General features: G+C 72.9%; 23 protein-coding genes and 1 riboswitch. Of the genes, 11 read left to right on the plus strand and 12 right to left on the minus strand.

Features of this window, described 5'->3' with window-relative positions; translation table 11 throughout:
- The first annotated feature begins 258 nt into the window (after positions 1-258).
- Together ACFV0Q_RS05760 and ACFV0Q_RS05765 are read left to right on the plus strand one after the other, a co-directional pair.
- On the plus strand, positions 259-2,232 hold the full coding sequence (locus ACFV0Q_RS05760) for a HelD family protein (RefSeq protein ID WP_385001049.1): 1,974 nt from the start codon (positions 259-261) through the stop codon (positions 2,230-2,232).
- A 41-nt stretch (positions 2,233-2,273) separates the two neighbouring features.
- Positions 2,274-2,780, plus strand: a complete 507-nt coding sequence (locus tag ACFV0Q_RS05765) for a hypothetical protein (protein ID WP_385000957.1) — start codon at positions 2,274-2,276, stop codon at positions 2,778-2,780.
- Positions 2,781-2,796: 16 nt separating this feature from the next.
- Here the strand turns inward: ACFV0Q_RS05765 and ACFV0Q_RS05770 are convergent, their stop codons facing one another.
- Positions 2,797-3,483, minus strand: coding sequence for a copper homeostasis protein CutC (locus tag ACFV0Q_RS05770; protein WP_385000960.1), 687 nt, complete (start codon positions 3,481-3,483; stop codon positions 2,797-2,799).
- A 119-nt stretch (positions 3,484-3,602) separates the two neighbouring features.
- Here ACFV0Q_RS05770 and ACFV0Q_RS05775 point away from each other — a divergent pair, with 119 nt between their 5' ends.
- Both ACFV0Q_RS05775 and ACFV0Q_RS05780 read left to right on the plus strand, forming a co-directional pair.
- Positions 3,603-4,259 (plus strand): hypothetical protein, encoded by a 657-nt coding sequence (locus tag ACFV0Q_RS05775; protein ID WP_385000963.1) that lies wholly within the window; start codon positions 3,603-3,605, stop codon positions 4,257-4,259.
- An 81-nt stretch (positions 4,260-4,340) separates the two neighbouring features.
- The gene (locus ACFV0Q_RS05780) at positions 4,341-5,561 is read left to right on the plus strand and encodes a Cmx/CmrA family chloramphenicol efflux MFS transporter (protein WP_385001052.1); all 1,221 of its coding nucleotides are present in this window, start codon (positions 4,341-4,343) and stop codon (positions 5,559-5,561) included.
- Between the two features lie 22 nt (positions 5,562-5,583).
- Here the strand turns inward: ACFV0Q_RS05780 and ACFV0Q_RS05785 are convergent, their stop codons facing one another.
- Positions 5,584-5,850, minus strand: a complete 267-nt coding sequence (locus ACFV0Q_RS05785) for a DUF4031 domain-containing protein (RefSeq protein WP_385000966.1) — start codon at positions 5,848-5,850, stop codon at positions 5,584-5,586.
- Between the two features lie 7 nt (positions 5,851-5,857).
- Complete coding sequence (locus tag ACFV0Q_RS05790) at positions 5,858-6,235, minus strand: hypothetical protein (protein WP_030232504.1); 378 nt, start codon at positions 6,233-6,235, stop codon at positions 5,858-5,860.
- A gap of 111 nt (positions 6,236-6,346) precedes the next feature.
- On the opposite strand from ACFV0Q_RS05790, the gene ACFV0Q_RS05795 reads away from it, so the two are divergent.
- Genes ACFV0Q_RS05795 through ACFV0Q_RS05805 form a run of 3 tightly spaced genes read left to right on the plus strand, consistent with a single transcriptional unit; the run spans position 6,347 to position 9,813 of the window.
- Positions 6,347-7,303 (plus strand): MurR/RpiR family transcriptional regulator, encoded by a 957-nt coding sequence (locus tag ACFV0Q_RS05795; protein ID WP_385000970.1) that lies wholly within the window; start codon positions 6,347-6,349, stop codon positions 7,301-7,303.
- 12 nt (positions 7,304-7,315) lie between these two features.
- A complete protein-coding gene (gene murQ / locus ACFV0Q_RS05800; protein WP_385000972.1) occupies positions 7,316-8,239 on the plus strand; it encodes an N-acetylmuramic acid 6-phosphate etherase in 924 nt (307 codons plus the stop codon).
- A 47-nt stretch (positions 8,240-8,286) separates the two neighbouring features.
- Complete coding sequence (locus ACFV0Q_RS05805) at positions 8,287-9,813, plus strand: PTS transporter subunit EIIC (RefSeq protein ID WP_385000974.1); 1,527 nt, start codon at positions 8,287-8,289, stop codon at positions 9,811-9,813.
- 28 nt (positions 9,814-9,841) lie between these two features.
- Here ACFV0Q_RS05805 and ACFV0Q_RS05810 read toward each other — a convergent pair whose 3' ends face one another.
- Positions 9,842-11,155 (minus strand): lipase family protein, encoded by a 1,314-nt coding sequence (locus ACFV0Q_RS05810; protein WP_385000976.1) that lies wholly within the window; start codon positions 11,153-11,155, stop codon positions 9,842-9,844.
- Positions 11,156-11,304: 149 nt separating this feature from the next.
- Positions 11,305-12,489 carry a S8 family peptidase gene (locus ACFV0Q_RS05815; protein ID WP_385000979.1) on the minus strand — a complete coding sequence of 395 codons (1,185 nt, stop codon included), beginning with the start codon at positions 12,487-12,489 and terminating at the stop codon, positions 11,305-11,307.
- Positions 12,490-12,887: 398 nt separating this feature from the next.
- Here ACFV0Q_RS05815 and ACFV0Q_RS05820 point away from each other — a divergent pair, with 398 nt between their 5' ends.
- The gene (locus tag ACFV0Q_RS05820; protein ID WP_385000982.1) at positions 12,888-14,543 is read left to right on the plus strand and encodes a serine/threonine-protein kinase; all 1,656 of its coding nucleotides are present in this window, start codon (positions 12,888-12,890) and stop codon (positions 14,541-14,543) included.
- A gap of 61 nt (positions 14,544-14,604) precedes the next feature.
- Here the strand turns inward: ACFV0Q_RS05820 and ACFV0Q_RS05825 are convergent, their stop codons facing one another.
- Both ACFV0Q_RS05825 and ACFV0Q_RS05830 read right to left on the minus strand, forming a co-directional pair.
- Positions 14,605-15,345 (minus strand): beta-glucanase, encoded by a 741-nt coding sequence (locus ACFV0Q_RS05825; protein ID WP_385000985.1) that lies wholly within the window; start codon positions 15,343-15,345, stop codon positions 14,605-14,607.
- Positions 15,346-15,387: 42 nt separating this feature from the next.
- Complete coding sequence (locus ACFV0Q_RS05830; protein ID WP_385000987.1) at positions 15,388-16,002, minus strand: phosphoribosylanthranilate isomerase; 615 nt, start codon at positions 16,000-16,002, stop codon at positions 15,388-15,390.
- Between the two features lie 212 nt (positions 16,003-16,214).
- On the opposite strand from ACFV0Q_RS05830, the gene ACFV0Q_RS05835 reads away from it, so the two are divergent.
- Positions 16,215-16,712 carry a Uma2 family endonuclease gene (locus ACFV0Q_RS05835; RefSeq protein ID WP_385000990.1) on the plus strand — a complete coding sequence of 166 codons (498 nt, stop codon included), beginning with the start codon at positions 16,215-16,217 and terminating at the stop codon, positions 16,710-16,712.
- Between the two features lie 88 nt (positions 16,713-16,800).
- On the opposite strand, the gene groL is transcribed toward ACFV0Q_RS05835, so the two are convergent.
- The 4 genes from groL to thrC form a co-directional block, all read right to left on the minus strand.
- On the minus strand, positions 16,801-18,423 hold the full coding sequence (groL, locus tag ACFV0Q_RS05840) for a chaperonin GroEL (protein WP_385000993.1): 1,623 nt from the start codon (positions 18,421-18,423) through the stop codon (positions 16,801-16,803).
- Positions 18,424-18,768: 345 nt separating this feature from the next.
- On the minus strand, positions 18,769-18,975 hold the full coding sequence (locus ACFV0Q_RS05845) for a cold-shock protein (protein ID WP_008743607.1): 207 nt from the start codon (positions 18,973-18,975) through the stop codon (positions 18,769-18,771).
- Positions 18,976-19,370: 395 nt separating this feature from the next.
- Positions 19,371-19,646: a MoaD/ThiS family protein gene (locus ACFV0Q_RS05850; protein WP_385000996.1), complete on the minus strand. Its 276-nt coding sequence runs from the start codon at positions 19,644-19,646 to the stop codon at positions 19,371-19,373.
- A gap of 33 nt (positions 19,647-19,679) precedes the next feature.
- On the minus strand, positions 19,680-20,993 hold the full coding sequence (gene thrC, locus ACFV0Q_RS05855) for a threonine synthase (RefSeq protein ID WP_385000999.1): 1,314 nt from the start codon (positions 20,991-20,993) through the stop codon (positions 19,680-19,682).
- Positions 20,987-21,145, minus strand: a riboswitch (SAM riboswitch). Its footprint overlaps the gene before it by 7 nt.
- Before the next feature lie 185 nt (positions 21,146-21,330).
- On the opposite strand from thrC, the gene ACFV0Q_RS05860 reads away from it, so the two are divergent.
- Together ACFV0Q_RS05860 and ACFV0Q_RS05865 are read left to right on the plus strand one after the other, a co-directional pair.
- Positions 21,331-22,281 (plus strand): glucosyl-3-phosphoglycerate synthase, encoded by a 951-nt coding sequence (locus tag ACFV0Q_RS05860; protein WP_385001002.1) that lies wholly within the window; start codon positions 21,331-21,333, stop codon positions 22,279-22,281.
- Between the two features lie 61 nt (positions 22,282-22,342).
- Complete coding sequence (locus ACFV0Q_RS05865; protein WP_385001004.1) at positions 22,343-23,809, plus strand: trehalose-6-phosphate synthase; 1,467 nt, start codon at positions 22,343-22,345, stop codon at positions 23,807-23,809.
- On the opposite strand, the gene ACFV0Q_RS05870 is transcribed toward ACFV0Q_RS05865, so the two are convergent.
- Positions 23,782-24,492, minus strand: a complete 711-nt coding sequence (locus tag ACFV0Q_RS05870; RefSeq protein ID WP_385001007.1) for a hypothetical protein — start codon at positions 24,490-24,492, stop codon at positions 23,782-23,784. The genes ACFV0Q_RS05865 and ACFV0Q_RS05870 overlap by 28 nt on opposite strands.
- Positions 24,493-24,552: the final 60 nt, after the last annotated feature.

Below are 24,552 nucleotides of genomic sequence, written 5' to 3' on the forward strand. Positions count from 1 at the left end.
GCACTGGACCTGGGGCCCGTTAATCCGTTCGCGCCGCCCCGCCCCGGTGACTACAATCTCCGCTCTTGCCGCCTCCCGCCGCCGTACCGGGGAGAGCCTCCCGCCGGTCGGCAACCGGCGGGCTTCCGTTGCCGCACAGCTGGAGGCAGTCCCGTGCCCTCGCACGCCCCCGACACCACCCCCGACGCCGCGACCTCGGCCGACCCGCTGGGCCGCGAACGGGCCCACCTGAGCGCCTCGCGCTCCGCCCTGCGCGCCATGCGCGAGGACGTGGAGGCCCTGGACATCCGCGACGTCACCGCGAACTGGGTCAACGCCATCGTCCTCCAGGCGCAGATCGACGACCGGATCAAGGCCCTCGCCGACCTCTCCCACACCCCGCTCTTCTTCGGCCGCCTCGACTACCTGCACGCCCCGGGCGCGGAACTCGCCGAGGGCGCCGAGGGCGAGCAGTTCTACATCGGCCGCCGCCACGTCCACGACGCCGACGGCGACCCCATGGTCATCGACTGGCGCGCGCCCGTCTCCCAGCCCTTCTACCGCGCCTCCAAGAACGACCCGCAGGACGTCGCGCTGCGCCGCCGCTTCGGTTACACGGGCGGCGAGCTGACCGCGTACGAGGACGAGCACCTGTCGGACCCCTCCGAGGCGGCCGCCGTCAGCAAGCTCCTCCAGCAGGAGATCGAGCGCCCGCGCGTCGGCCCCATGCGGGACATCGTCGCGACGATCCAGCCCGAGCAGGACGAGATCGTCCGCTCCGGCCTGTCCGGCTCGGTCTGCGTCCAGGGCGGCCCCGGCACCGGGAAGACCGCCGTCGGCCTGCACCGCGTCGCCTACCTCCTCTACGCGCACCGCGAGCGGCTCGCCCGCACCGGCACCCTGGTCATCGGGCCGAACCGTTCCTTCCTGCACTACATCGAGCAGGTCCTGCCCGCCCTCGGCGAGCTGGAGGTCAAGCAGGCCACGGTCGACGACCTCGTCGCCCGCGAGGGCCTGGAGGTACGCGGCACCGACACCGCCGAAACCGCCGTGGTCAAGGGCGACGCCCGGATGGCGCTGGTGCTGCGCCGCGCGGTCCGCTCGCACGTCACCGAGCCCGCCGAACCGCTGATGGTGGTGCGCGGCTCGCGCCGCTGGCGGGTGCCGGCGTACGAACTCGCCGAGATCGTCGCCGAGCTCCAGAACCGGGACATCCGCTACGGGGCGGCCCGCGACGCGCTGCCGCAGCGGATCGCGCACGCGATCCTCGTCCGGATGGAGCAGGCGGGCGAGGCCCCCGACGACCGGGTGCAGGACGCGGTGGCCCGCAACCCGGCCGTGAAGGCGGCGGTCAAGACGGTCTGGCCGGCGGTGGAACCGGCGAAGCTGGTGCTGCGGCTGCTGTCGGACCCGGAGTTCCTGGCCGCGCACGCGGAGGGGATCCTCACGGAGGACGAGCGGAAGCTGCTGCTGTGGCCGAAGCCGTTCCGGAGCGTGAAGTCGGCGAAGTGGTCGGCGGCGGACCTGGTCCTCATCGACGAGGCCGCCGACCTGGTGGAGCGCACGCACTCCCTGGGCCACGTCGTCCTCGACGAGGCGCAGGACCTGTCGCCGATGCAGTACCGGGCGGTCGGGCGGCGCTGCACGACGGGCTCGGCGACGGTTCTGGGCGACCTCGCGCAGGGCACGACCCCGTGGGCCACCCGCAGCTGGGACGAGGCGCTGACCCACCTGGGCAAGCCGGAGGCGGTGCTGGAGGAGCTGACGGCGGGCTTCCGCGTGCCGCGCGAGGTGATCGCGTACGCGTCCCGGCTGCTGCCGGCGATCTCCCCGGGGCTGGTCCCGGTCTCCTCGGTCCGCGAGACCCCGGGCTCCCTGGCGATCACGGAGTCGGCCGACCTGACGGCGGACGTCGTCGCGGCCTGCCGGGACTCCCTCGCGCACGAGGGCTCGATCGGGCTGATCGCGGCGGACGCGCGGGTGCCGGTGCTGGCGGAGGCGCTGGCGGCGGCGGGGCTGCCGTACCTGGCGCCGGGCGAGGAGACGACGGCGCAGGCGCGCCTCACGCTGGTGCCGGCGTCGCTGGCGAAGGGTCTGGAGTACGACTACGTCGTGCTGGACGAGCCGTCGGCGATCGTGGACGGCGAACCGGACGAGGTGACCGGCCTGCGCCGGCTGTACGTCTGCCTGACCCGAGCGGTCTCGGGCCTGACCCTGCTCCACGCGACCCCGCTCCCGGCGGCCCTCCACTAGCTCCGGTGGACGCCGCCGGCAGGCGGCAGGACGATGGACGGGTGAACCGACTCATGCGACTGGCCGTACTGACGCCTCTGGTCGCGTCCTCGCTGGCATTCGGGTCAGCGGCGCTCCTGGCGGGTTCCGCGCAGGCGGCAGCGCCTTCCATGACCTGCACCCTGACGGACAGCGCGACGCTCGACGGCGTCGCCGTCCTGGTCACGGGCGCCAAACCCGGAGTCCGGGTGGACATCGTCGCCGTTGGCGTCGGCAGCAGCAGCGGTCCGGCGAACGCCGCCGGGCAGGCGACCGGCGGCTTCAGCCCGAAGGGCGGAAAGGTGACCGCGACCCAGGACGGCGCCACGGTCGCCTGCACCACGGCGGAGGCCGATCAGCAGGACGCCCGGGCCCAGTACTCCGCGGGCTTCCAGAAGGGCCTCGCCGACACCAGGACCGCCTGCAAGATGCAACCCCCGCCGCAGGGCGCCGCGCCGCTCGACCCGAACTACGAGAAGGGTTACGCCGCGGGCGCGCAGGCGGCACTGGACAAGTTCTGCGCGGGCTGACCCGCCCGGCCCCCCGCTATGCCAGGGCCGTGCGCCACTGTTCGACGGCCGACGCCGAGACGGGTGCGTCCCATCCGGCGGGACGGGCCGCGCCGCCGATGTGGAAGGCGTCGACGCCCGCCGCCCGCAGCTGCGGGAGGTGCGCCAGGGTCAGGCCGCCGCCGACCAGGATCCGCGCCCCGTACCCCGGCTCGCCGGCCCTCGCGGCCTCCGCCAGCAGCACCGGCAGCCCCTCCGAGACCCCGTCCGCGGACCCCGCCGTCAGGTACGTGTCGAGCCCCGGCAGGTCGGCGAGGGCCTTCCGCAGCTGGTCCCGGTCCGCCGCCCGGTCGATGGCCCGGTGGAACGTCCACCGGCACCCGTCCAGCTCCGCCACGACCGCCTCGACGGCCGCCAGGTCCGGGCTGCCGTCCGGGTTCAGGAACCCGAGGACGAACTCCCGCGCCCCCTCCGCCCGCAGCCCCCGTGCCGCCTCCAGCAGCCCGGAGACGTCACCGGCGGCGAACCCGTCCGCCGTGCGGAGCATCACGCGCAGCGGGATGTCGACCGCCGCCCTGATCGCCGCGAAGGTCTCGCGCGACGGGCTGAGCCCGTCCGCGGCCATGTCGGTGACCAGTTCGAGTCGGTCCGCCCCACCGGCCTGTGCGGCGACCGCGTCCTCCACGTCGAGGGCGATCACCTCCAGGAGCGCACGGTTGCTCATTCGATGCCGTCCTTCGTTCCGGTTGTTCGGGTATGGAAAATAGGTCTAGTCCAATATCCAGGGTACGGGCCCGCCCCCGCCCTTCACCAGCGACATCACGCCACCCCCACAATGTGCGCATGAACACAGACGCCGCGCACCGCGACACCACCGGCCTCCGAGCCCGCTGGCGGGCGACCGTCACCGCGGCCACGGCCACTCCGGCGCACGACCCCGACCCCTACGCGGACCGCCTCCTCGCCGCCTGGGCGGAGCCCCAGCGCCGGTACCACACCACCGCCCACCTGGCCGACGTACTGGCACGGGCCGACGTACTCGCCCCGCACGCCGCCGACCCCACCGCCGTCGAGCTCGCCGCCTGGTTCCACGACGCCGTCTACCGCCCCGACCGCTCCGAGAACGAGGAACGCAGCGCCGCCCTCGCCGAGCGCGCCCTCCCCGAGCTCGGCGTGGACCCCGCCCGCACCGCCGAGGTCGCCCGCCTGGTCCGGCTCACCGTCACCCACGACCCCGCCCCCGGCGACACCAACGGCGAGGCCCTCTGCGACGCCGACCTCGCCGTCCTCGCCGGCGCCCCGCAGGACTACGCCGCCTACGCCGCCGCCGTCCGCGCCGAGTACGGATTCGTCCCCGACGAGGCCTTCCGGACCGGCCGCGCCGCCGTCCTGCGCCAGCTCCTCGCCCTGCCCCGGCTCTTCCGCACCCCCCACGGCGCCACCCACTGGGAGGCCCCTGCCCGCCGCAACCTCACGGCGGAGCTGGACGCCCTGACCTGACATACGGCGCCGGCCCCGGGAATGCGTCCGCGTTCGCACTGGTTTGTGAATGTCATGCCCGCAGCCTCCGAACGCACCCGCATGCCCGTGGCCGTCTACATCCTCGGCCTGTCCGTCTTCGCACTCGGCACCAGCGAGTTCATGCTCTCCGGACTCCTGCCCCCCATCGCCGAGGACATGGGCGTCACGATCCCGCAGGCGGGGCTGCTGATATCCGCGTTCGCGATCGGCATGGTCGTCGGCGCCCCACTGCTGGCCGTCGCCACCCTGCGCCTGCCGCGCCGCACCACCCTCATCACCCTCATCAGCCTCTTCGGCCTCGGGCAGGTCGCGGGCGCGCTGGCCCCCACGTACGGGCTGCTCTTCGCCTCCCGCGTGGTCTCCGCGCTCGCCTGCGCCGGATTCTGGGCGGTCGGCGCGGCCGTCGCCATCGCCATGGTCGACAAGGACCAGCGGGCCCGCGCCATGGCCGTCATGATCGGCGGCCTCTCCATCGCCAACGTCCTCGGCGTCCCGGCGGGCGCCTTCCTCGGCGAGCAGTTCGGCTGGCGGGCCGCGTTCTGGTCGGTCGGCGCGGCCTCCGCCATCGCCCTGGCCGGGATCCTGGCGCTGATCCCGAAGATCCCGCTGCCCGCCGAGAAGCCCCGTCTCGGCCGCGAGCTGCGCATCTACCGCGACCGCCAGGTCTGGCTGTCCATCGGCATCACGGCACTGGCCGCGGGCGGCGTCTTCTGCGCCTTCAGCTACCTGTCGCCGCTGCTCACGGACGTGGCCGGACTGGACGCGAAGTGGGTCCCGTGGATCCTCGGCCTGTTCGGCGTCGGCGCGCTGGTGGGCACCACCGCCGGCGGGCGGATCGCCGACGCGCACCTCTTCGGGGTGATGCTGTGGGGCATCAGCGCCTCCACCGTGTTCCTCGCCGCGCTGACGCTGCTGGCCTCCGTGCAGGTGGCCGCCATCGCCCTGTCGTTCCTGCTCGGCGTCTCGGCGTTCTTCACCGCCCCGGCCCTCAACGCCCGCATGTTCAACGTCGCCGGAGCCGCCCCCACCCTCGCCGGAGCGACCGCCACCGCCGCCTTCAACCTCGGCAACACCGGCGGCCCCTGGCTCGGCGGCACCGTCATCGACGCCGGCCACGGCTTCGTCGCCCCCGCCTGGGCGGGCGGCGCCATGACCCTCACCGCGATCGGCCTCACCGTCATCGCCCTGCGCCTGGACCGCCGTACGCCGCCCCGCGCGACCCGCGTGATCGCCTCGGGCCCCGGCACCGCGGCCCCCGCCGTACAGCCGGCCGAAGCGTAGCCGCGCCGCCGCCCGGCCGGGATCAGGCCGGGCGGCCCTTCGGCCTGCGCAGCCCCGCGTCCGTCAGCCGGCGCACCAGCTCCTTGCTGCCTATCTCCACCGCACCCGCCCCGACCGCGTCCGCGTACCGGTGCGAGGGCACGTCGTAGTGGTCCCGCTCGAAGGCCCGCGGCGGGCAGCCGATGGCCGCCGCGAAGGCGTGCAGCTCCTCGTACGAGATGTCGCTGACCAGGTGCGACCACATGCGGCCGTGCCCCGGCCAGACCGGCGGGTCGATGTACACCGTCACGGGCGGCTCACCGGCCCGGGTGGAAGACGGGGCCGAGGCCGCCCACCGCCGCCACCCGCACGCCCGCCTCCGAGCACACCCAGTGCGGGTCGGGCCCCAGCTCCGGCTCCACGTCCAGCGCGTGCGGCTCACCGTGCGCGCACACCGGGCACAGCGGCCAGCGCCCGTACTTCTCCAGCAGGGCGTCCTTCACGTCCTGCGCGACGAGTCCGGCAAGGTAGTCGACGCCCTCGGGCCACTGCTCCACCCACCACCGGCGGTGCGTGACGGAGTCCTCGACGAGGGAGACGACGTCGGCATCGGCGACCTCACCGGCGGCGAGATCGGCGAGAACAAGTGCACGGGCGACATGCAGCGCCTGCTCCAGGGGGGTCGCGTGGTCCATGCGCTCATTGTGGCCCCCTACCGGCCGGGTGGCGAAGGTCCCTTTTCCGGCACTGGCCGAAGTCCCTCATGTCGTCTTGACGGCCGACCCCGCCGAAAATAGCTTTCAGGGGTGAGCCAGAGCGCGGAAGAAACCTTCAACGACCCGTCCGCAGGCCTCCCGCAGGGCCCCGCACCTGCGGCGCTACGGGCGCGCGTGCGCGGGCTCGGGGGGTCCATGACGCGGTCCGTGAAGGCCGTCGCCGAAGCCGTCGCCGCCGATCCCGCCGGATGCGCCCGGCTCACCGTCACCGCCCTCGCCGAGCGCACCGGCACCAGCGAGGCCACCGTCGTGCGCACCGCCCGCCTCCTCGGCTACCCCGGCTACCGCGACCTGCGCCTGGCCCTGGCCGCGCTCGCCGCGCAGCAGGAGTCCGGGGCGGCCCCCGCCGTCACCGTCGACATAGCCGTCGACGACCCCCTCGCCGACGTCGTCGCCAAACTCGCCCACGAGGAGGCGCAGACCCTCGCCGACACCGCCGCCGGACTCGACCTCGCCCAGCTGTCCGCCGCCGTCGACGCCCTCGCGGGCGCCCGCCGCATCGACGTCTACGGCGTCGGCGCCTCCGGCCTCGTCGGCCAGGACCTCGCGCAGAAACTGCTGCGCATCGGCCTGATCGCGCACGCCCACCACGACCCCCACCTCGCCGTCACCAACGCCGTGCTGCTGCGCCCCGGCGACGTGGCCGTAGCCGTCACCCACTCCGGCGGCACCGGCGACGTGATCGAACCGCTGCGCCACGCCTTCGAGCACGGCGCCACGACCATCGCCGTCACCGGCCGCCCCACCTCGCCCGTCACCCAGTACGCCGACCTCGTCCTGGCCACTTCGGCCGCCCGCGAAACCCGGCTGCGCCCGGCCGCCATGTCGAGCCGGACCAGCCAGCTCCTCGTCGTCGACTGCCTGTTCGTCGGCGTCGCGCAGCGGACCTACGAGACGGCCGCGCCCGCCCTCGCCGCCTCGTACGAGGCCCTCGCCCCCCGCCACCACACCCCAGGCCCCCCTCGCGCCCCCCGTACCACCCGCTAGGAGCCCCACGCCATGACCGCGTACGCCGCCCTCCGCGCCCAGCTCGACACCCTGACCACCGAGGCGTTCCGCCCCGACCTGGCGGAGATCGACCGGCTCTCCACCCTGGAGATCGCCCGCGTCATGAACGCCGAGGACGCCACCGTCCCGGCCGCCGTGGCGAGGCAGCTGGAGCCGATCGCCGCCGCCGTCGACGCCATCGCCGAGCGGATGGCCCGCGGCGGCCGGCTCCTCTACGCGGGCGCGGGCACCGCCGGGCGCCTCGGCGTCCTCGACGCCAGCGAGTGCCCGCCCACCTTCAACACCGACCCGGCGCAGGTCGTCGGCCTGATCGCGGGCGGCCCCACCGCCCTGGTCAAGGCCGTCGAGGGCGCCGAGGACTCCGCGGAGCTCGCCGCCGCGGACCTCACCGCCCTCGGCCTGACCGCCGACGACAGCGTCGTCGGCGTCTCCGCCTCCGGCCGCACCCCGTACGCGGTCGGGGCCGTCGGGTTCGCCCGTACCCGCGGCGCGCTCACCGTCGGGCTGTCCTGCAACGCCGGCTCCGCGCTCGCCGCGGCCGCCGAGCACGGCATCGAGGTCGTCGTCGGCCCGGAACTGCTCACCGGCTCCACCCGCCTGAAGGCGGGCACCGCGCAGAAGCTCGTACTGAACCTCATCTCGACGGTCACGATGATCCGCCTCGGCAAGACGTACGGGAACCTCATGGTCGACGTGCGCGCCTCCAACGAGAAGCTGCGCGCCCGCTCCCGCCGCATCGTGGCCCTGGCCACCGGCGCGCCCGACGCGGAGATCGAGGCCGCCCTCACCGCGACCGGCGGCGAGGTCAAGAACGCCATCCTCGTCATCCTCGGCGCGGTCGACGGACCCACCGCCGCCACGCTCCTCGACGCCTCGCGGGGCCACCTCCGCGAGGCCCTCGCCGCGGCCCGCTGACCCCTGTCCGCTGACCCGCCCGCTCCCCCGACGCAAGGCGAACCACGATGTCCACTGACAAGAACCGCGCCACCGCAGCCGCGATCCTTCCTCTGGTCGGCGGCCCGGACAACATCACCTCCGTCGCGCACTGCATGACCCGCCTGCGCGTCGCCCTGCGCGACCGCTCGCTCGTCCAGGACGAGGCCCTCAAGGCCCTCCCGGCGGTCATGGGCGTGGTCGAGGGCGACACCTACCAGATCGTGCTCGGCCCGGGCACCGTCGCCCGCGTCACCCCGGAGTTCGAGGCCCTGGTGGAGGAGGGCCGCGCCACCGCCCCGGCCGCCGCCCCACAGGCCCCACCCGCCCCGGCCGCCCCGGCCGGCCCCGCCAAGGCCGTCACCGCCGACGCGCTCGCCGAGCGGGGAGCCGCGCTGAAGGAGGCCCGGAAGGCCAGGAACGCGACCCCCTTCAAGCTCTTCCTGCGCCGCGTCGCGAACGTCTTCGTCCCGCTGATCCCCGCCCTCATCGGCTGCGGCATCATCGCCGGCCTCGGCGGCCTGCTCGCCAACCTCGGCTGGCTCCCCGCCCTGGTCCCGGCGCTGGCCGCGATCGGCAGCGGCTTCATGTCCCTGATCGCGGTCTTCGTCGGATACAACACCGCGAAGGAGTTCGGCGGCACCCCGGTCCTCGGCGGCGCGGTCGCCGCGATCATCGTCTTCCCCGGCGTCACGAAGATCGACGCCTTCGGCCGGGACCTCTCCCCCGGCCAGGGCGGGGTCCTCGGCGCGCTCGCGGCGGCGCTGCTCGCCGTCCAGGTGGAGAAGTGGTGCCGCAGGTGGGTCCCCGAGACCCTCGACGTGCTCGTCACGCCCACCCTGACCGTGCTGGTCTCCGGCCTGGTCACCCTCTTCGGCCTGATGTTCCTCGCCGGTGCGGTCTCCACCGCCATCGGCACCTTCGCCACCCGGCTGCTGGCCACCGGCGGCGCCTTCGCCGGGCTCGTCCTCGGCGGGCTGTTCCTCCCCCTGGTGATGCTGGGCCTGCACCAGGCCCTGATCCCCCTCCACACCACCCTCATCGAGCAGACCGGCTACACGGTGCTCCTGCCCATCCTCGCCATGGCGGGCGCGGGCCAGGTCGGCGCGGCCCTCGCCGTCTACTGCCGCCTCCCCCGCAACGGCTCGATCCGCGCCACCATCAAGTCCGCCCTCCCCGCCGGTTTCCTCGGCGTCGGCGAACCGCTGATCTACGGGGTCTCGCTGCCGCTGGGCCGCCCGTTCGTCACCGCCTGCGTCGGCGGCGCGGCGGGCGGCGCCTTCGTCGGCCTCTTCAACCAGCTGGGAGTGACCTTCGGCTCGACCGCCATCGGCCCCTCCGGCTGGGCCCTGTTCCCGCTGCTGGACGGCACCTCGGGCATGGGCGCCGCCCTCGCCGTCTACGCGGGCGGCCTCGCGACCGGCTACGCCGTCGGCTTCGCCGCGACCTGGTTCTTCGGCTTCACCCGGCAGATGCTGGCCGACCTCGACACCGGCCCGGACCCGGCCGCCGCGCCCGCCGCGGCCGGACCGGCGAAGGAACCCGTACCGGCGTAGCGCCCGTACGGGTCCCCGTACCCCCGCCTCAGCAGTTGGACGGCGCCGGGCGGCCGGCGAAGCGGTCCGCGATCCAGGACAGGTACTCGGTCTGCGCGACGAACGGGATCGTCTGGTGCGTCGCGCCCTGGTACTTCGTGTACTGGACGGGCTGGCTGAACCCGCAGGCCCGCTTCACGTACTCCGTCGTCGAGTTGGGGTTGACGACGGTGTCCGCCGTGCCCTGCATGACCAGGATCGGCGCCACGCCCGACACGTAGCCCTGGGTGTTCTCGTGGAAGCGCTCGTGCCAGGCCAGCGGCACCTCCAGCAGCGGCTGGAACAGGGTGTCGAGCTGGCCGACGTTGCCCACGTTGCTCTGGATGACGTCGGAGAAGTGCTCGATGCACGCCACCCCGTCACCCTGCAGGGCCTCCAGCCCGGCCGGCTTGAGCACGTCCGGGGCCCGCAGCTCCGGGTACGCCGCGAGGAAGCCCCGGTAGACGTTGATCCGCAGCGCCGCGGTGTGGGACGGGGCGGTGGCATCGGTCGGGCCGGGCAGGACCAGGCCCTCGAACTCCGGCCCGAGGTCGGCCGCGGGCGCCAGGCCGGCCACGCCGACCAGCTTCGTCTCGGGCGTGTACGAGCGGACGTTCTGGCCGACGAACAGGGCCGCGCCGCCGCCCTGCGACCAGCCCAGCACCGCGGCCTTGTCGTTGGCGTGGGTCAGGTCGATCTGCCGGGCCGCCCGGACCGAGTCCAGGACGTTGTTCGACTCCGTGGCCCCGACGACGTACTGGTGCACGCCCGGGGTGCCGAGACCCTGGTAGTCGGTGCCGACCACCACGTCGCCCGCCGCCAGGAGGTCCGTCAGCGCCGGGACGCCCACGTCGATGCCGTACGGGCTCTGGTACGTGAAGTAGTCCACCAGGTCGACCGCCGGGTTCGGAACCGCCGACGGCGCGCACATCCGCGGCCCGCCGACCGTGCCGTGCGCCCACGCCACCACGTTGCGGCCCTGATCGGGAGCGGCCCGGTCGGGCCAGGCGACGATGCCCGACACGGCGACGGGCTTGCCGTCGGAGAGGGTCGAGAGGTAGAGGATCCGGCAGGCCCGGGCGCCGCTGGGGGCCTGCACCCGCCGCGCCCAGATCAGGTCACCGTGGTCGCCCTCGGGCAGCGGCGACGGCGGGTCGTAGAACCGCTCGCCGTCCGGCCCCAGCGGCACCCCCGGCGCGCACTCGGCCTTGCCGCCGTCGGGATTCCCGCCGGTCGCGGCCGTGGCGGTGGCCCCCGTACCGCAGAAGCCCAGTGCGAGGGCCGCCGCCAAGGCCGCGGCGATCCCCGATACCCGTCGTCTCATCCTCTGTCCTGTCCCTTCATCGGCCGACTCGCTCGACGCCGGACCAGAGACTAGGAAGAACCACCCTATTTGTCACACATGATGACGTTTCATATCTTCTGTGTCGCAGGCCCGCACGGGGTCTTCCCCGTGCGGGCCCGGACCGTCGATCAGAGGCCGTTGGTGAACAGCAGCTGGTTCGGGCTGTTGTCGCTCAGGTTCTCGACCATGTCCTTCGTGGACTTGTCGGAGAGGAAGTTGTGCACCTCGGCCGGCAGCGCGTTGGGGTGCTCGGCCTTGTAGAGGGCGGCCACACCGGCGACGTGCGGGGCGGCCATCGACGTACCGCTCATGTTCGTGCTGCCGCCGCCCAGCTTCGCCGAGGTGATGTCCTGGCCCGGGGCGTAGATGTCGAGGCACTCGCCGAAGTTCGAGAAGGAGGCCTCCTGGTCGAAGCGGTCGGTCGCGCCGACCGTCTCCACCCGGAGGGCGGAGGCGGGCGAGACCTGGCAGGCGTCCCTGTTCTCGTTGCCCGCCGCGATCACCGGGAGCACGCCCCGGTCGGACACGGCGGTGGCGGCGGCGTTCACCGCGGCGGAACGGTCCCCGCCCAGGGAGGCGTTCAGGACGGCCGGCTGGCGGGCGTTGGCGGCCACCCAGTCGAAGCCCGCGATGACCGCCGACGAGGACCCCCCGCCGGTGCAGCCGAAGACACGTACGCTGACCAGCGTCGTCTTCCGCGCCACGCCGAACGTCGTACCGCCGACCGTGCCCGCGACGTGCGTGCCGTGGCCGTTGCAGTCCGCACCGTTGCGGCCGTCCCCGATCGCGTCGAAGCCCCGCACCGCGCGGCCGCCGAAGTCGGCGTGCGTGAAGTCGATGCCGCTGTCGACGATGTACGCGGTCACTCCCTGGCCGCTGCCGTGGGCGCTGAAGTTGTTGTCGAGCGGCAGGAACTTCTGGTCGATCCGGTCCAGCCCCCAGGAGTGGGAGGGCGACATGGCCTCGGCGCCCTTCTCGGGAGCCGGCGGGGAGCTCACCTTCCCGTCCTGCTCCACGGACACCACGCCGTACGCCTCCCGGACGGCCTTCAGCTGCTGCTCGGTGAGGTTCGCGGCGAACCCGTTGATCGCATGGCCGTACGTGAACTTCGGCTTCAGCCCGAGGGTCTCCGCGAACTCCGCCGGGCGGAAGGACTTGGTGAGGGTGACGATGTAGCTGCCCGGGATGGCGTTCGCGGTGGTGTGGAGCGGAGCCGGGGTCGGCTCCGGGGCTGCGGCGGAGGCCGTACCCGCCGTCACGGGGGCCAGGGCGAGGACGGCGGCGGTGGTCAGACGCGCGGCAAGCAGACGCATGGAGGGAACTCCTGAAGTGCGTGTGGATCGGCGTGGGTGAGCCGCGCCCGTCACCGGCGCAGGGTCCGGCGCAGGGTCCCGGGACACGGCCCTCTCCTTCATCGGGTCCCACCCGCGGAAGACTTGAGCCGCCGCCTCCGCCTGGCGGATAGGCCGGGGCGGTCGCGGCAGGCGTGTCGCAGCGGCCGCGGACGGGGCGTTCCGGGCTGCCGTCCGGGGTGGGGCCTCGAACGGACGGCCGTGGGAAATTCACCCGTACGGGCGACCGGATCGGCTCAGCCCGCCCTCCCCCGGGCAGGTCGCCCCGCCCGGCTCCCCGGCACGTCACGGGCACGGCCCGGCGCTTAGGGTGAGTGGGGTCAACTCATCGGTTGATCCGGGGAATCGGGGGGAGACCGATGAACAGCTCGACCGACGTGTTCCAGCCGCTGCGGGCCGAAGATCCGCGGACCGTGGCCGGCTACCGCCTCGCGGCCCGGCTCGGCGCGGGCGGCATGGGCCGCGTCTACCTCTCCCACACCGAGGGCGGGCGCCCGGTGGCCATCAAGGTGGTGCGCCCGGAACTGGCCGAGGACCCGGGTTTCCGGCGGCGGTTCCGGCGCGAGGTGGAGGCCGCCCGACGGGTCCGCGGAGCGTACACGGCCGAGCTGATCGACGCCGACGCGGACGCGACGCCGCCCTGGCTGGCCACCTTGTACGTACCGGGCCCCTCCCTGTCGGAGGCCGTGCACCGCAGCGGCCCGCTGCCGGTGCCCGCCGTACTGTGGCTGGTGGCCGGGGTGGCCGAGGCCCTGCAGGCCGTCCACGGCGCGGGCATCGTGCACCGGGACCTCAAGCCGTCGAACGTGCTGCTGGCCGCCGACGGACCCCGCGTCATCGACTTCGGCATCTCGCTGGCCTCCGACACCAGCGCGGGCACCGCCACGGGCACCGCCATCGGCACCCCCCAGTACATGTCCCCCGAGCAGGCCTCGGCGGGCGAGGTCACGACGGCCAGCGACGTCTTCGCGCTGGGCCAGACCGCCGCGTTCGCCGCGCTGGGCGAGCCCTTGTACGGGGACGGCCCCTCCATGAGCGTGCTCTTCCGGATCGTGCACTCCGAGCCCGACCTGTCCCGGCTCCCCGAGCCACTGCGGCCGCTGATCGCCCGGTGCCTGGCCTCCGCCCCGGAGGAACGGGCCACCCCGGCGGAGATCGTGACGTGGTGCAGGCAGCGGCTGGGCAAGGAGGCCGACGGGGGCGGCGGACCGGCCGTCTGGCGGGAGGTGATGGGGCCCGAGGTGAGCGTCCCGGCTCCGGTCCCGCACCCCACCCCGGTCAACACCCGGGCGCTCGCCGAGCGGCCACCGGCGCCGATGGCCCCGCAGCCGGCCCGGGCCGCCGCCCCGGCCCCGGCCCTGACCCCGGAGGAACAGGGCCGGCGCAGGCGGCGTACCGCTCTGATCGTCACCGCGGTCGTAACGGCCTGCGTCCTCCTGCTGGCCGGCCTGGCCTGGATGGTCTTCGAGGCGGCGCGGGGCGTCGGCGAACGGACGGCGGCCAAGCGCTCCGGACCGGCCGCGGCCCCCTCGGGGTCCGGCAGCCCGGCGGCGACCGGCGGAAAGACCCCGGAAGCCTCCGCGCCCGCACCGGGCCCGCCCACGTCATCACCCAGGTCGTCGCCCGCGCGGCCCGTGCCCGTCCCCTACGCCGGGGTGCGGCTGGACGAGACGAACTCGATCGGCATCAAGGAACCGGTCCGGCACGAGGACCGCACCGGGGACATCCGGCTGGACTGCGGAAAGCTGGACTGCGATCTGGCGAGCGACGCGAGCGTGCTCGTCCAGCTCTACGGCGAGCCCGGCTCCGGCAGCTTCGACGACTGCAGCCTGCTCACGGCCCACGCCACCCAGCACCGGCTCCCGCTGGCCGCGGCGGCGGCCGGCACCGAGATCTGCGTCAGGCACCCGTCGGGAGACGTCGGGCTGCTGGTGATCCAGACCAAGTCGGTCGTGCGGCTGAAGGGCCTGCCGGACTCGCTCACCGCGGACCTGACCGTCTGGCGCGCGCCCTGACGGCCCGGACCGTGAAGGAGGTCCGCTCCCGCAGGGCCCTAAGGCCCCCGCCGACCGTCCTTCAGGCCCGCAGTACGCGCAGGCCGGACACCTCGTAGGACATCCGGGTCAGCTCCGGGCCGGGGGCCGGGTGGTACCGGCCGGCGGACACCGACAGGTTGACGATCAGGTACGCGTACCAGCCGCGGCCGACGCCCCTGCGGTCGGAGAAGACGCGCCGGCCGTTGACCCACCAGACGACCGAGCTGCGGCCGAACTCCACCTTCAGGTCGACCCACGCTCCGGGGCGGACCTCCGGATCGCGGTGGTAGCGGTGGGCCTCGCGGACGTGGTTGGAGAGCTCCAGCAGGTCGGGGTTGTCGGGGTGGTACTCGAAGACGTCGATCTCCTGGCCGCCGTCCCGCCAGGTCCAGATCGCGGGCCAGGCCCCCGTCTCGGCGGGCAGCCGGACGCGGGCCTCCAGCACGTCGCCGGTGCGTACGGTGAAGCCCTCGTCGCTGCCCTCGGTGGTGAGCAGCCCGGTGTCCCAGTTCCCGTCGGGGCGCAGGGTCGCGAGGAAGGTCCCGCCTCGGCTGTAGGCGGGGTCGGCGACGAGGTGGTCGAGCTTGTTGTCGCCCGGGTTGACGGGGCCGCCGTCGGGATAGGCCCAGGAGCGGCCGGCCACCCACTGGGTGTCCGAGGCGAAGTCGGCGGTGAAGACGGGGGTGCGGCGCGGGGCGAGCCCGGGCAGACCCCCGCCGCCGCCTCCGGGGGCGAGGCGGGCGGTCAGGCGCCGCAGCCATCCGTACGGTTCCGGTTCCATGGGGCGGTTCTGCCCGCCCGCCGGGCCCTCATGCCACTGTTCTCACTCAGAGTAATCATACGATCGCGCTGCGGCGATGAAGGCGCGGATCAGCTCGGGGGACTTCACGCCGCGTTCCCGCTCGACCCCGCTGGAGACGTCGACGCCCCAGGCGCCGGTCGCGGCGACGGCCTCGCGCACGTTGCCCGGGTTCAGCCCGCCGGCCAGCAGCCAGCGACCCTCGGGGGCGGTGAACTGCGCCGATCCCCAGTTCCACGGCTTGCCGGAGCCGGGGTCGGGGGCGTCGAGCAGCAGCAGGTCCTCGCCGTACTCGCCGCAGCGCCGCACGTGCTCGGCGGTGGCCCGCAGCAGGGTCCGGCCGGGGGCGCGCAGAGCCTCGTAGTACTCGGGCCCCTCGTCCCCGTGCAGCTGTACGCCGCGCACGCCGCTCTCCTCGGTGAGCCGGCGCACCTCCTCAACGGACTGCCCCCGGAACACCCCGACGGTGAGCACCCCCTCGGGCACCCGCGCCGCCAGCTCCCGCGCGGTGGCCGCGTCGACCGTCCGCGGACTCCCGGGCGCGAACACGAACCCGACGGCCCCGGCCCCGGCCCCGACGGCCACGTCGACGTCGCGGGCCGCCTTGAGCCCGCAGATCTTCACGAAGAGATCGCTCATGCCCCCAGTCAACCAAAGCCCCCCGATCGGTGGTGATCCGTCTCGGCACCCGGGCGCGGCCACCCTCCCGCCGCTAGCCTGGAACGAGGCTCACGCCCAGTGCACGGCACGCCACGCGGAGGACAACGGTGACGATCATGATCGAACGGGCCACACGGATAGAGCAGGCGGCACCGCCGACATTCGAAACGCTCCTGCGCACGGTTGCGGAGATGGACACGCCAGACGGCTTCAAAGCCGAGCTCATCCGGGGGAAGATCATCGTGTCGCCGTTCTCCAAGCTGCGCTACTCCCGTCGCATGCGGCTTTTGCGCGAGCAGCTCCAGGCCCACGTCCCCGAGGGGCAGTTCGCGGACACCTCCCCCTTCCTCTTCCGGTTCGAGGCAGCGGAGCGCGGCTACGGACCGGACCTGTACGTCGCGGACGAGGTGGCCTTCGAGCAGGAGGGGCTGCACGCGGACGGAGCGGCACTGTCGCTGGTCGGAGAGTTCACGTCCGTCTCCACCAGGGACGCGGATTGGAACGAGAAGCTCGACGTGTACGGCCGGCTCGTGCCCGTCTACCTGGTGGTCGACATGCAGGACTCGGAGATCACCTGCTTCTGGGACCCCTCCCCGCACGGATACCGCTCACGCACGACGGTGTCCTTCGGGAAGCCCTTGCAGGTCCCCGAACCGTTCGGCTTCGCGCTCGACACCACTGGCTTCTAGCGGGCCGCGGAACGCCCGAGGGCGGCACCCCTTTGCGAAGAAGGAGTGCCGCCCTCGGTCGAAGAACAGCCGATCAGCCAGGGGCCGATCAGAAGTCCATGTCACCGCCCGGCATGCCGCCGCCCGCGGGGGCACCGGCCTTCTCGGGCTTGTCGGCGATGACGGCCTCGGTGGTGAGGAAGAGGGCCGCGATCGACGCCGCGTTCTGCAGCGCGGAGCGGGTGACCTTCGCCGGGTCGATGATGCCCTCGGCGATCATGTCGACGTACTCGCCGGTCGCGGCGTTCAGGCCGTGGCCGATCGGGAGGTTGCGCACCTTCTCGACGACGACGCCACCCTCGAGACCACCGTTGACGGCGATCTGCTTGAGCGGGGCCTCCAGCGCGAGCTTGACGGCGTTGGCGCCGGTCGCCTCGTCGCCCTCGAGGTCGAGCTTCTCGAAGACCGAGGAGGCCTGCAGCAGGGCCACGCCGCCACCGGCGACGATGCCCTCTTCGACGGCCGCCTTCGCGTTGCGGACGGCGTCCTCGATGCGGTGCTTGCGCTCCTTGAGCTCGACCTCGGTCGCGGCGCCGGCCTTGATGACGGCCACGCCGCCGGCCAGCTTCGCGAGGCGCTCCTGGAGCTTCTCGCGGTCGTAGTCCGAGTCGGAGTTCTCGATCTCGGCGCGGATCTGGTTCACGCGGCCGGCGACCTGGTCGCTGTCACCGGAGCCGTCGACGATGGTGGTCTCGTCCTTGGTGATGACGACCTTGCGGGCGCGGCCGAGCAGGTCCAGGCCCGCGTTCTCGAGCTTGAGGCCGACCTCCTCGGAGATGACCGTGCCGCCCGTGAGGATGGCGATGTCGCCGAGCATGGCCTTGCGGCGGTCGCCGAAGCCCGGGGCCTTGACGGCGACGGACTTGAAGGTGCCGCGGATCTTGTTGACGACCAGGGTCGACAGGGCCTCGCCCTCGACGTCCTCGGCGATGATCAGCAGCGGCTTGCCGGACTGCATGACCTTCTCCAGGAGCGGCAGCAGGTCCTTGACCGAGCCGATCTTGGAGTTGACGATCAGGATGTACGGGTCGTCGAGCGACGCCTCCATACGCTCCATGTCGGTGGCGAAGTACGCCGAGATGTAGCCCTTGTCGAAGCGCATGCCCTCGGTGAGCTCGAGCTCCAGACCGAAGGTCTGCGACTCCTCGACCGTGATGACGCCTTCCTTGCCGACCTTGTCCATGGCCTCGGCGATGAGCTCGCCGATCTGGGTGTCGGCGGCGGAGATGGAGGCCGTGGAGGCGATCTGCTCCTTGGTCTCGACGTCCTTGGCCTGCGACAGCAGGGCGGCGGAGACGGCCTCGACGGCCTTCTCGATACCGCGCTTGAGCGCCATCGGGTTGGCACCGGCGGCCACGTTGCGCAGGCCCTCGCGGACGAGCGCCTGGGCGAGGACGGTGGCGGTGGTCGTACCGTCGCCGGCGACGTCGTCCGTCTTCTTGGCGACTTCCTTGACCAGCTCGGCGCCGATCTTCTCGTACGGGTCCTCGAGCTCGATCTCCTTGGCGATGGAGACGCCATCGTTGGTGATCGTGGGGGCGCCCCACTTCTTCTCAAGGACGACGTTGCGACCCTTGGGGCCAAGGGTGACCTTGACGGCGTCGGCGAGCTGGTTCATGCCACGCTCGAGACCGCGCCGGGCCTCCTCGTTGAACGCAATGATCTTGGCCATCTGAAGTGGTCCTCCCGGACAGGGGTGGATTGCTCCGGACCGCGCCCGCGCCCGCGACGGACGGCCTGCGGAGCCGGCGGTTCCTTCCCGCCGGACCCGTCGGGCCTCACCGACCCGGTCCTCGTCTTAGTAGCACTCTCACCTGGAGAGTGCTAACGCCAATGATTAGCACTCGACCCCCGCGAGTGCAAGCGGCTTCGGGCAACGCCGGGCGCCTTCCGGCCGCCTCCGGGCCGTCTCCCGGCCGGGCGGCGGGCCGCCGCAACGTACGAGGGGCCCGCATCCCGTGTCCAGGATGTGGGCCCCTCGTGTGTCTGTGCGTCGGTGGTCGATCGCGCTGGGGACTCAGCCGGCAGCGAGCTTGACCATGTCCGCCTGCGGACCCTTCTGGCCCTGCGAGATCTCGAACTCGACCCGCTGACCCTCTTCAAGGGTGCGGTACCCGTCCATCTGGATGGCGCTGTAGTGGACGAACACATCCGCACCACCGTCGACCGCGATGAAGCCGTAGCCCTTCTCCGCGTTGAACCACTTGACGGTGCCCTGAGCCATGCCTAACTCCCCTATTACTGGCCCTTGCGCGGTACCGCACTTCGCGGTCCCGGGTCAGAACTTGCGCCGGAACGCCTCGACCGGGGCTGAATGTATCCGCACCGCTGCTGTCTGCAACAGGTCAATCCGACGAGAATTCTGGACACGCGGAAACATTGAAATAGAGTGAAAATTTGGCATATGGCAGGGCAACTCGGGCCAGACAATCTTCGCCAAAGCCCCATAGGCCGCTTGCATGTTGACTCAATGTCAACCCTTCCGGGGCCCGCTCATATGCGGCGGGCAAGAACATCGGAGGGGACTTCCCCAACTCTACCGCGCCCAATCAAGCAGAATTGCCCCCTCCGCTTATTAGCGGAGGGGGCAATTCAGGTTTTCGCGGAAGAGCCGGGGCGTCAGCCGCCCGCGACCGCGGGGATGATCGAGACTCCGGCGCCGTCCGGCGTCGCCGCCTGCAGACCGCCCTCGAAGCGCACGTCGTCGTCGTTGACGTAGACGTTCACGAAGCGGCGCAGCTTGCCCTGGTCGTCCAGGACGCGCGCGGCGATGCCCGGGTGGTTCTTCTCCAGGGACTCGATGACCTCGGCCAGGGTGGCGCCCTCGGCCGGGACCTCGGCGACGCCGCCGGTGTAGGTGCGCAGGATGGTGGGGATGCGGACGTTGACGCTCATGGCGCTACCGCCTTTCCGGGTGTCGGGGGAGGGTCAGGCCAGGCCGGCGGCGCGGAACGCGTCCAGGCTCGGGCGGATGGTGGCGGTCTGGCCGCTGTCCGCGGACACCGCCTCCAGGGTCTTGAGGCCGTCACCGGTGTTCAGGACCACGGTGGTCAGCGCCGGGTCGAGCTGCCCGTTCTCGATGAGCTTCTTCGTCACGCCGACGGTCACGCCGCCCGCGGTCTCGGCGAAGATGCCCTCGGTCTGCGCCAGGATCTTGATGGCCTCGACGATCTGCGTGTCGTCGACGTCCTCGACGTAGCCGCCGGTGCGCCGCGCGATGTCCAGCACGTACGGGCCGTCCGCCGGGTTGCCGATGGCGAGGGACTTGGCGATGGTGTCCGGCTTCTGCGGGCGAACCACGTCGTGGCCGGCCTTGAACGCGCTCGACACCGGGGAGCAGCCCTCGGCCTGGGCGCCGAAGATCTTGTACGGCTTGTCCTCGACCAGTCCGAGCTTGATCAGCTCCTGCAGACCCTTGTCGATCTTCGTGAGCTGGGAGCCGGACGCGATCGGGATGACGATCTGGTCGGGCAGCTGCCAGCCGAGCTGCTCGCAGATCTCGTAGGCCAGGGTCTTGGAGCCCTCGCCGTAGTAGGGGCGCAGGTTGACGTTGACGAAGCCCCAGCCCTCGCCCAGCGGGTCGCCGATGAGCTCGGAGCAGAAGCGGTTCACGTCGTCGTAGTTGCCCTCGATGCCGACGAGCTCGCCCCCGTAGACACCGGCCATGACGACCTTGCCCTGCTCCAGGTCGTGCGGGATGAACACGCAGGAGCGGAAGCCCGCCCGGGCGGCCGCGGCGCCGACGGCGCCGGCCAGGTTGCCGGTGGAGGAGCAGGACAGGGTGGTGAAGCCGAAGGCGCGGGCCGCCTCGACGGCGATGGCCACGACGCGGTCCTTGAAGGAGTGCGTCGGGTTGCCCGAGTCGTCCTTCACGTACAGCTTGCCGGTGACGCCCAGCTCCTTGGCCAGGTTCCGCGCGTCCACGAGCTTGGTGAAGCCGGGGTTCAGGCTCGGCTTGGAGGCCACGTCCGCCGGGACCGGCAGCAGCGGCGCGTAGCGCCAGATGTTGTTCGGGCCGGCCTCGATCGCCGCGCGCAGGGCTTCGACGTCTTCAGATGAACCCGTGCCGAGCGGCAGGTCGTAGGCGACTTCCAGCGGCCCGAAGCACTCGACGCAGGCGAAAATGGGGCCGAGCTCGAAGCGGGTGCCGCACTCGCGACAGGAAAGTCCGGTGGCAGGTCCGAGGTCGACAGAGGTAGCGGCAGTCTGTGCAGCCATGATGGCGAGGCCCTTTCTCCTCATCTTCCCCATGGCGCACTTCGCCATGAGACGGAATTGGCACCTTCCCTAGCCGGGGACCTCGCGGGAGTACGTTCGAAAACGCATCGCGAGAACCGACTGGAGGGTTGCCGGGGCTTCAACGGGCCGTGTCCCTCTGCCCCTCTGGATGAGCGGTATGGCACCGGCACACGCGCTCTGTGGCGCGCCGGTGCGTTTGTACGCGGGACCCCCGGCATGCGGTGGTCCTTCGCGTTGTTCAAGACTGTAACCGAAGGGCCGGGCGGTTGAGACAGCCGTCCGAACGGCGAGATGGATCACATTTCGACCGAAACCGCCGATCGACCAGGGAGTGCCGAGAGTGCTGGATGAGGTGGAGCGCTGGCTGGCAGACCGCTCCTGGTCCGCCGCCGACCGACCGCTCGACCAGCTGCTGGACCGGAAACGGGCGGCCGGGACGACGGTCAGCGTGGTGCTGCCGGCGCTCAACGAGGAGGCCACGGTCGGGGAGATCGTGGCGGTGATCCGGCGCGATCTCATCGAGGGCCTCGCGAGCCCCTTGGTGGACGAACTGGTGGTGGTGGACTCCGGCTCCAGCGACCGTACGGCGGAGGTCGCGGCCGCGGCGGGCGCCCGCGTGGTGCACCGGGACGCGATCCTGCCGCGGATCCCCGCGCTGCCCGGCAAGGGCGAGGTGCTGTGGCGCTCGCTGCTCGCCACGACGGGGGACGTCGTCTGCTTCGTCGACGCCGACCTGCGGGACTTCTCGGCGTCCTTCGTCTCCGGGATCGTCGGCCCGCTGCTGACCGATCCGCAGGTGCAGTTCGTCAAGGCCATGTACGACCGCCCGCTGGGCGACGCTCCCGGCCAGGGCGGGCGGGTGACGGAGCTGGTCGCCCGGCCCCTGCTGAACCTGCACTGGCCGCAGCTGGCCGGGTTCGTCCAGCCGCTGGGCGGCGAGTACGCCGTACGGCGCTCCCTGCTGGAACGTTTGCCCTTCCCCGTCGGGTACGGCGTCGAGCTGGGCCTGCTGGTCGACGCGCTGCACACGGTCGGGCTGGACGCGCTGGCCCAGGTCGACGTCGGGGTCCGGCTGCACCGCCACCAGGACGGGCAGGCGCTGGGCCGGATGGCCGCCGCGATCTACCGCACGGCGCAGCTGCGGCTCTCGCGCGCGCACCTCGTACGGCCGGAGCTGACGCAGTTCGAGCGGGGGCCGGACGGGTTCGTCCCGCACACCTACCCGGTGGACACCGAGGAGCGGCCGCCGATGGCCGAGGTCGCGGAGTACGCGGGGCGCCGGGTGGCCTGAGCCCCGGGGGTGTGGCGCACGGCTCGGTTTGAGCCGGGACCGGCCGGGCTAGGTTCGCCCCATGGCTTCCCAGGTACTCGTCGCCGCCAACCGCGGCCCGCTCTCGTACGCCCTCGACGCCGAAGGGACCCTCAGCGCCCGGCGCGGCGGGGGCGGTCTCGTCTCCGGCCTGTCCGCCGCGCTGGCCCGGCAGCCGGAGGCCCTGTGGATCTGCGCGGCCCTCTCGGACGCCGACCGGGAGGCGGTGCGGCGGGGCGTCGCCGAGCCGGGGGTCCGGATGCTGGACATCGATCCCGCCGTGTACGACGGCGCGTACAACGGCATCGCCAACTCGGTGCTCTGGTTCACCCACCACCACCTCTACGACGTCCCGCGCGAGCCGGTCTTCGACGCGGCGTTCCGGCGGCACTGGGAGGCGTACGTCTCCTACAACCGGGCCTTCGCCGAGGCCCTGGCCGAGGAGGCCGGGCCGGGCGCGGCGGTCCTGGTCCAGGACTACCACCTGGCGCTGGTCCCCGGGCAGCTGCGCGAGCTGCGCCCCGACCTGCGGATCGCGCACTTCACGCACACGCCGTGGGCGTCGCCGGAGTTCCTGGGCATGCTCCCGGACGACATCCGCGGGCAGCTGGTGTGGGGGATGCTCGGCGCGGACCGGCTGGGCTTCCACACCCGGGCCTGGGCCCACGACTTCGTGCGCGGCGCGGGGCGGGACGACGCGACCGGCACCGCGGAGCCGTCCTGGCCGACGGGGACCGACGGCCACGGGGTCGCGCACCGGCGGACGCGGCCGGACGGGGGCGGGCCCGGCGAGCGGCGGTTCACGCACGTGACCCCGTACCCGCTCGGCGTGGACGCGGACGACCTGCGGGCGCTCGCGCACCGGCCGGAGGTCGACGACAAGCTGGCGGGGCTGCGGGCGGAGGTCGCGGGCCGCAGGACGATCGTCCGGGTGGACCGCACCGAGCTGTCGAAGAACATCCTGCGCGGGCTGCTGGCCTACCGGGAGCTACTGACGGCGCACCCGCAGTGGCGGGAGCGGGTGGTGCACCTGGCGTCCGCGTACCCGTCCCGGCAGGACCTGGCGGTGTACCGGGCGTACACGGACTCGGTGCGGGAGCTGGCGGCGGAGATCAACGCGGAGTTCGCGACGCCGGACTGGCAGCCGGTGCTGGTCTCCGTCGAGGACGACTTCGCGCGCTCGCTCGCGGCGTACCGGATGGCGGACGTGGCGCTGGTGAACCCGGTGCGGGACGGGATGAACCTGGTGGCGAAGGAGATCCCGGTGGTGTCGGAGGAGGGCTGCGCGCTGGTCCTGTCGACCGGCGCCGGGGCGTACGAGGAGCTGAAGGGCGACGCGATCACGGTGAACCCGTACGACGTCACGGCGACGGCCGAGGCCCTGCACGAGGCGCTGTCCATGCCGCGGGAGGAGCGGGCGGAGCGGACGAAGCGGCTGGCCGCGGCGGCTACGGCGCTGCCCCCGGCGGCCTGGTTCGAGGCTCAGCTGGCGGCGCTGGCCGGCGCCTGAACGGGGGTGGCCGCGGGGCGGCCCGGCAGGCTCAGGGCGAGGGCGCCGAGGAGGAAGCCGTAGCAGGAGACCAGGCCGTGGCCGTTGGCCTGGGCGAACCAGAGCGCGAGGCCGAGGACGGGCACCCCGGCGGCGAGCAGCAGCTCCTTGGCGCTGCCCCCGGGCGTCCCGGCACGGCGTGAGCGCAGGGCGCGCAGCAGGAGGGCGGCGGCGAGGGTCGCGCCGAGGAAGTAGGTGGCGCCCGAGCTGCCGGCGAAGTTGCGGGGGTCGGTGCTGTGGCCGCCGCCGATGCCGATCAGGGCGTCGATGTGCTCCGGCAGCAGGATCCCGGCGAGGAACAGGGCGAGGGTGCGGGGCGCGCCCCAGAACCAGTTCGCCAGCGCGGCGACGGCGGCGAGGGTGGCGATGTTCCACGCGCCGCCGAGGAGGCCGCCGTTCTGCATGAAGACGGCGGTCACGACCCGCCACCAGCCGCTCTCGGCGGGGTCGTCGTCGAGGGCGTCCATGGCTCCGGACCAGCACAGCTGCGTCGCGACCCCGGCGAGGGCGAGCGCGGTCAGGCCCACCGCCGCCCAGGGGACGGGCCGCCCGCGCAGTGTGCCCCGGCCGAGCAGGTCCAGGCCCCCGTTGAACATGATCACCATCAGTGCCGCCGTGGTCACGTTGAACACCAGTGCGCCCATCGCCGCCACCCCCCTTCGGTCGTCGTGGGACGACAGTAGCGCTCCCGGCGGCACCTTTCA

It is taken from the genome of Streptomyces sp. NPDC059564 (assembly GCF_042735575.1).
Lineage (GTDB): Bacteria > Actinomycetota > Actinomycetes > Streptomycetales > Streptomycetaceae > Streptomyces.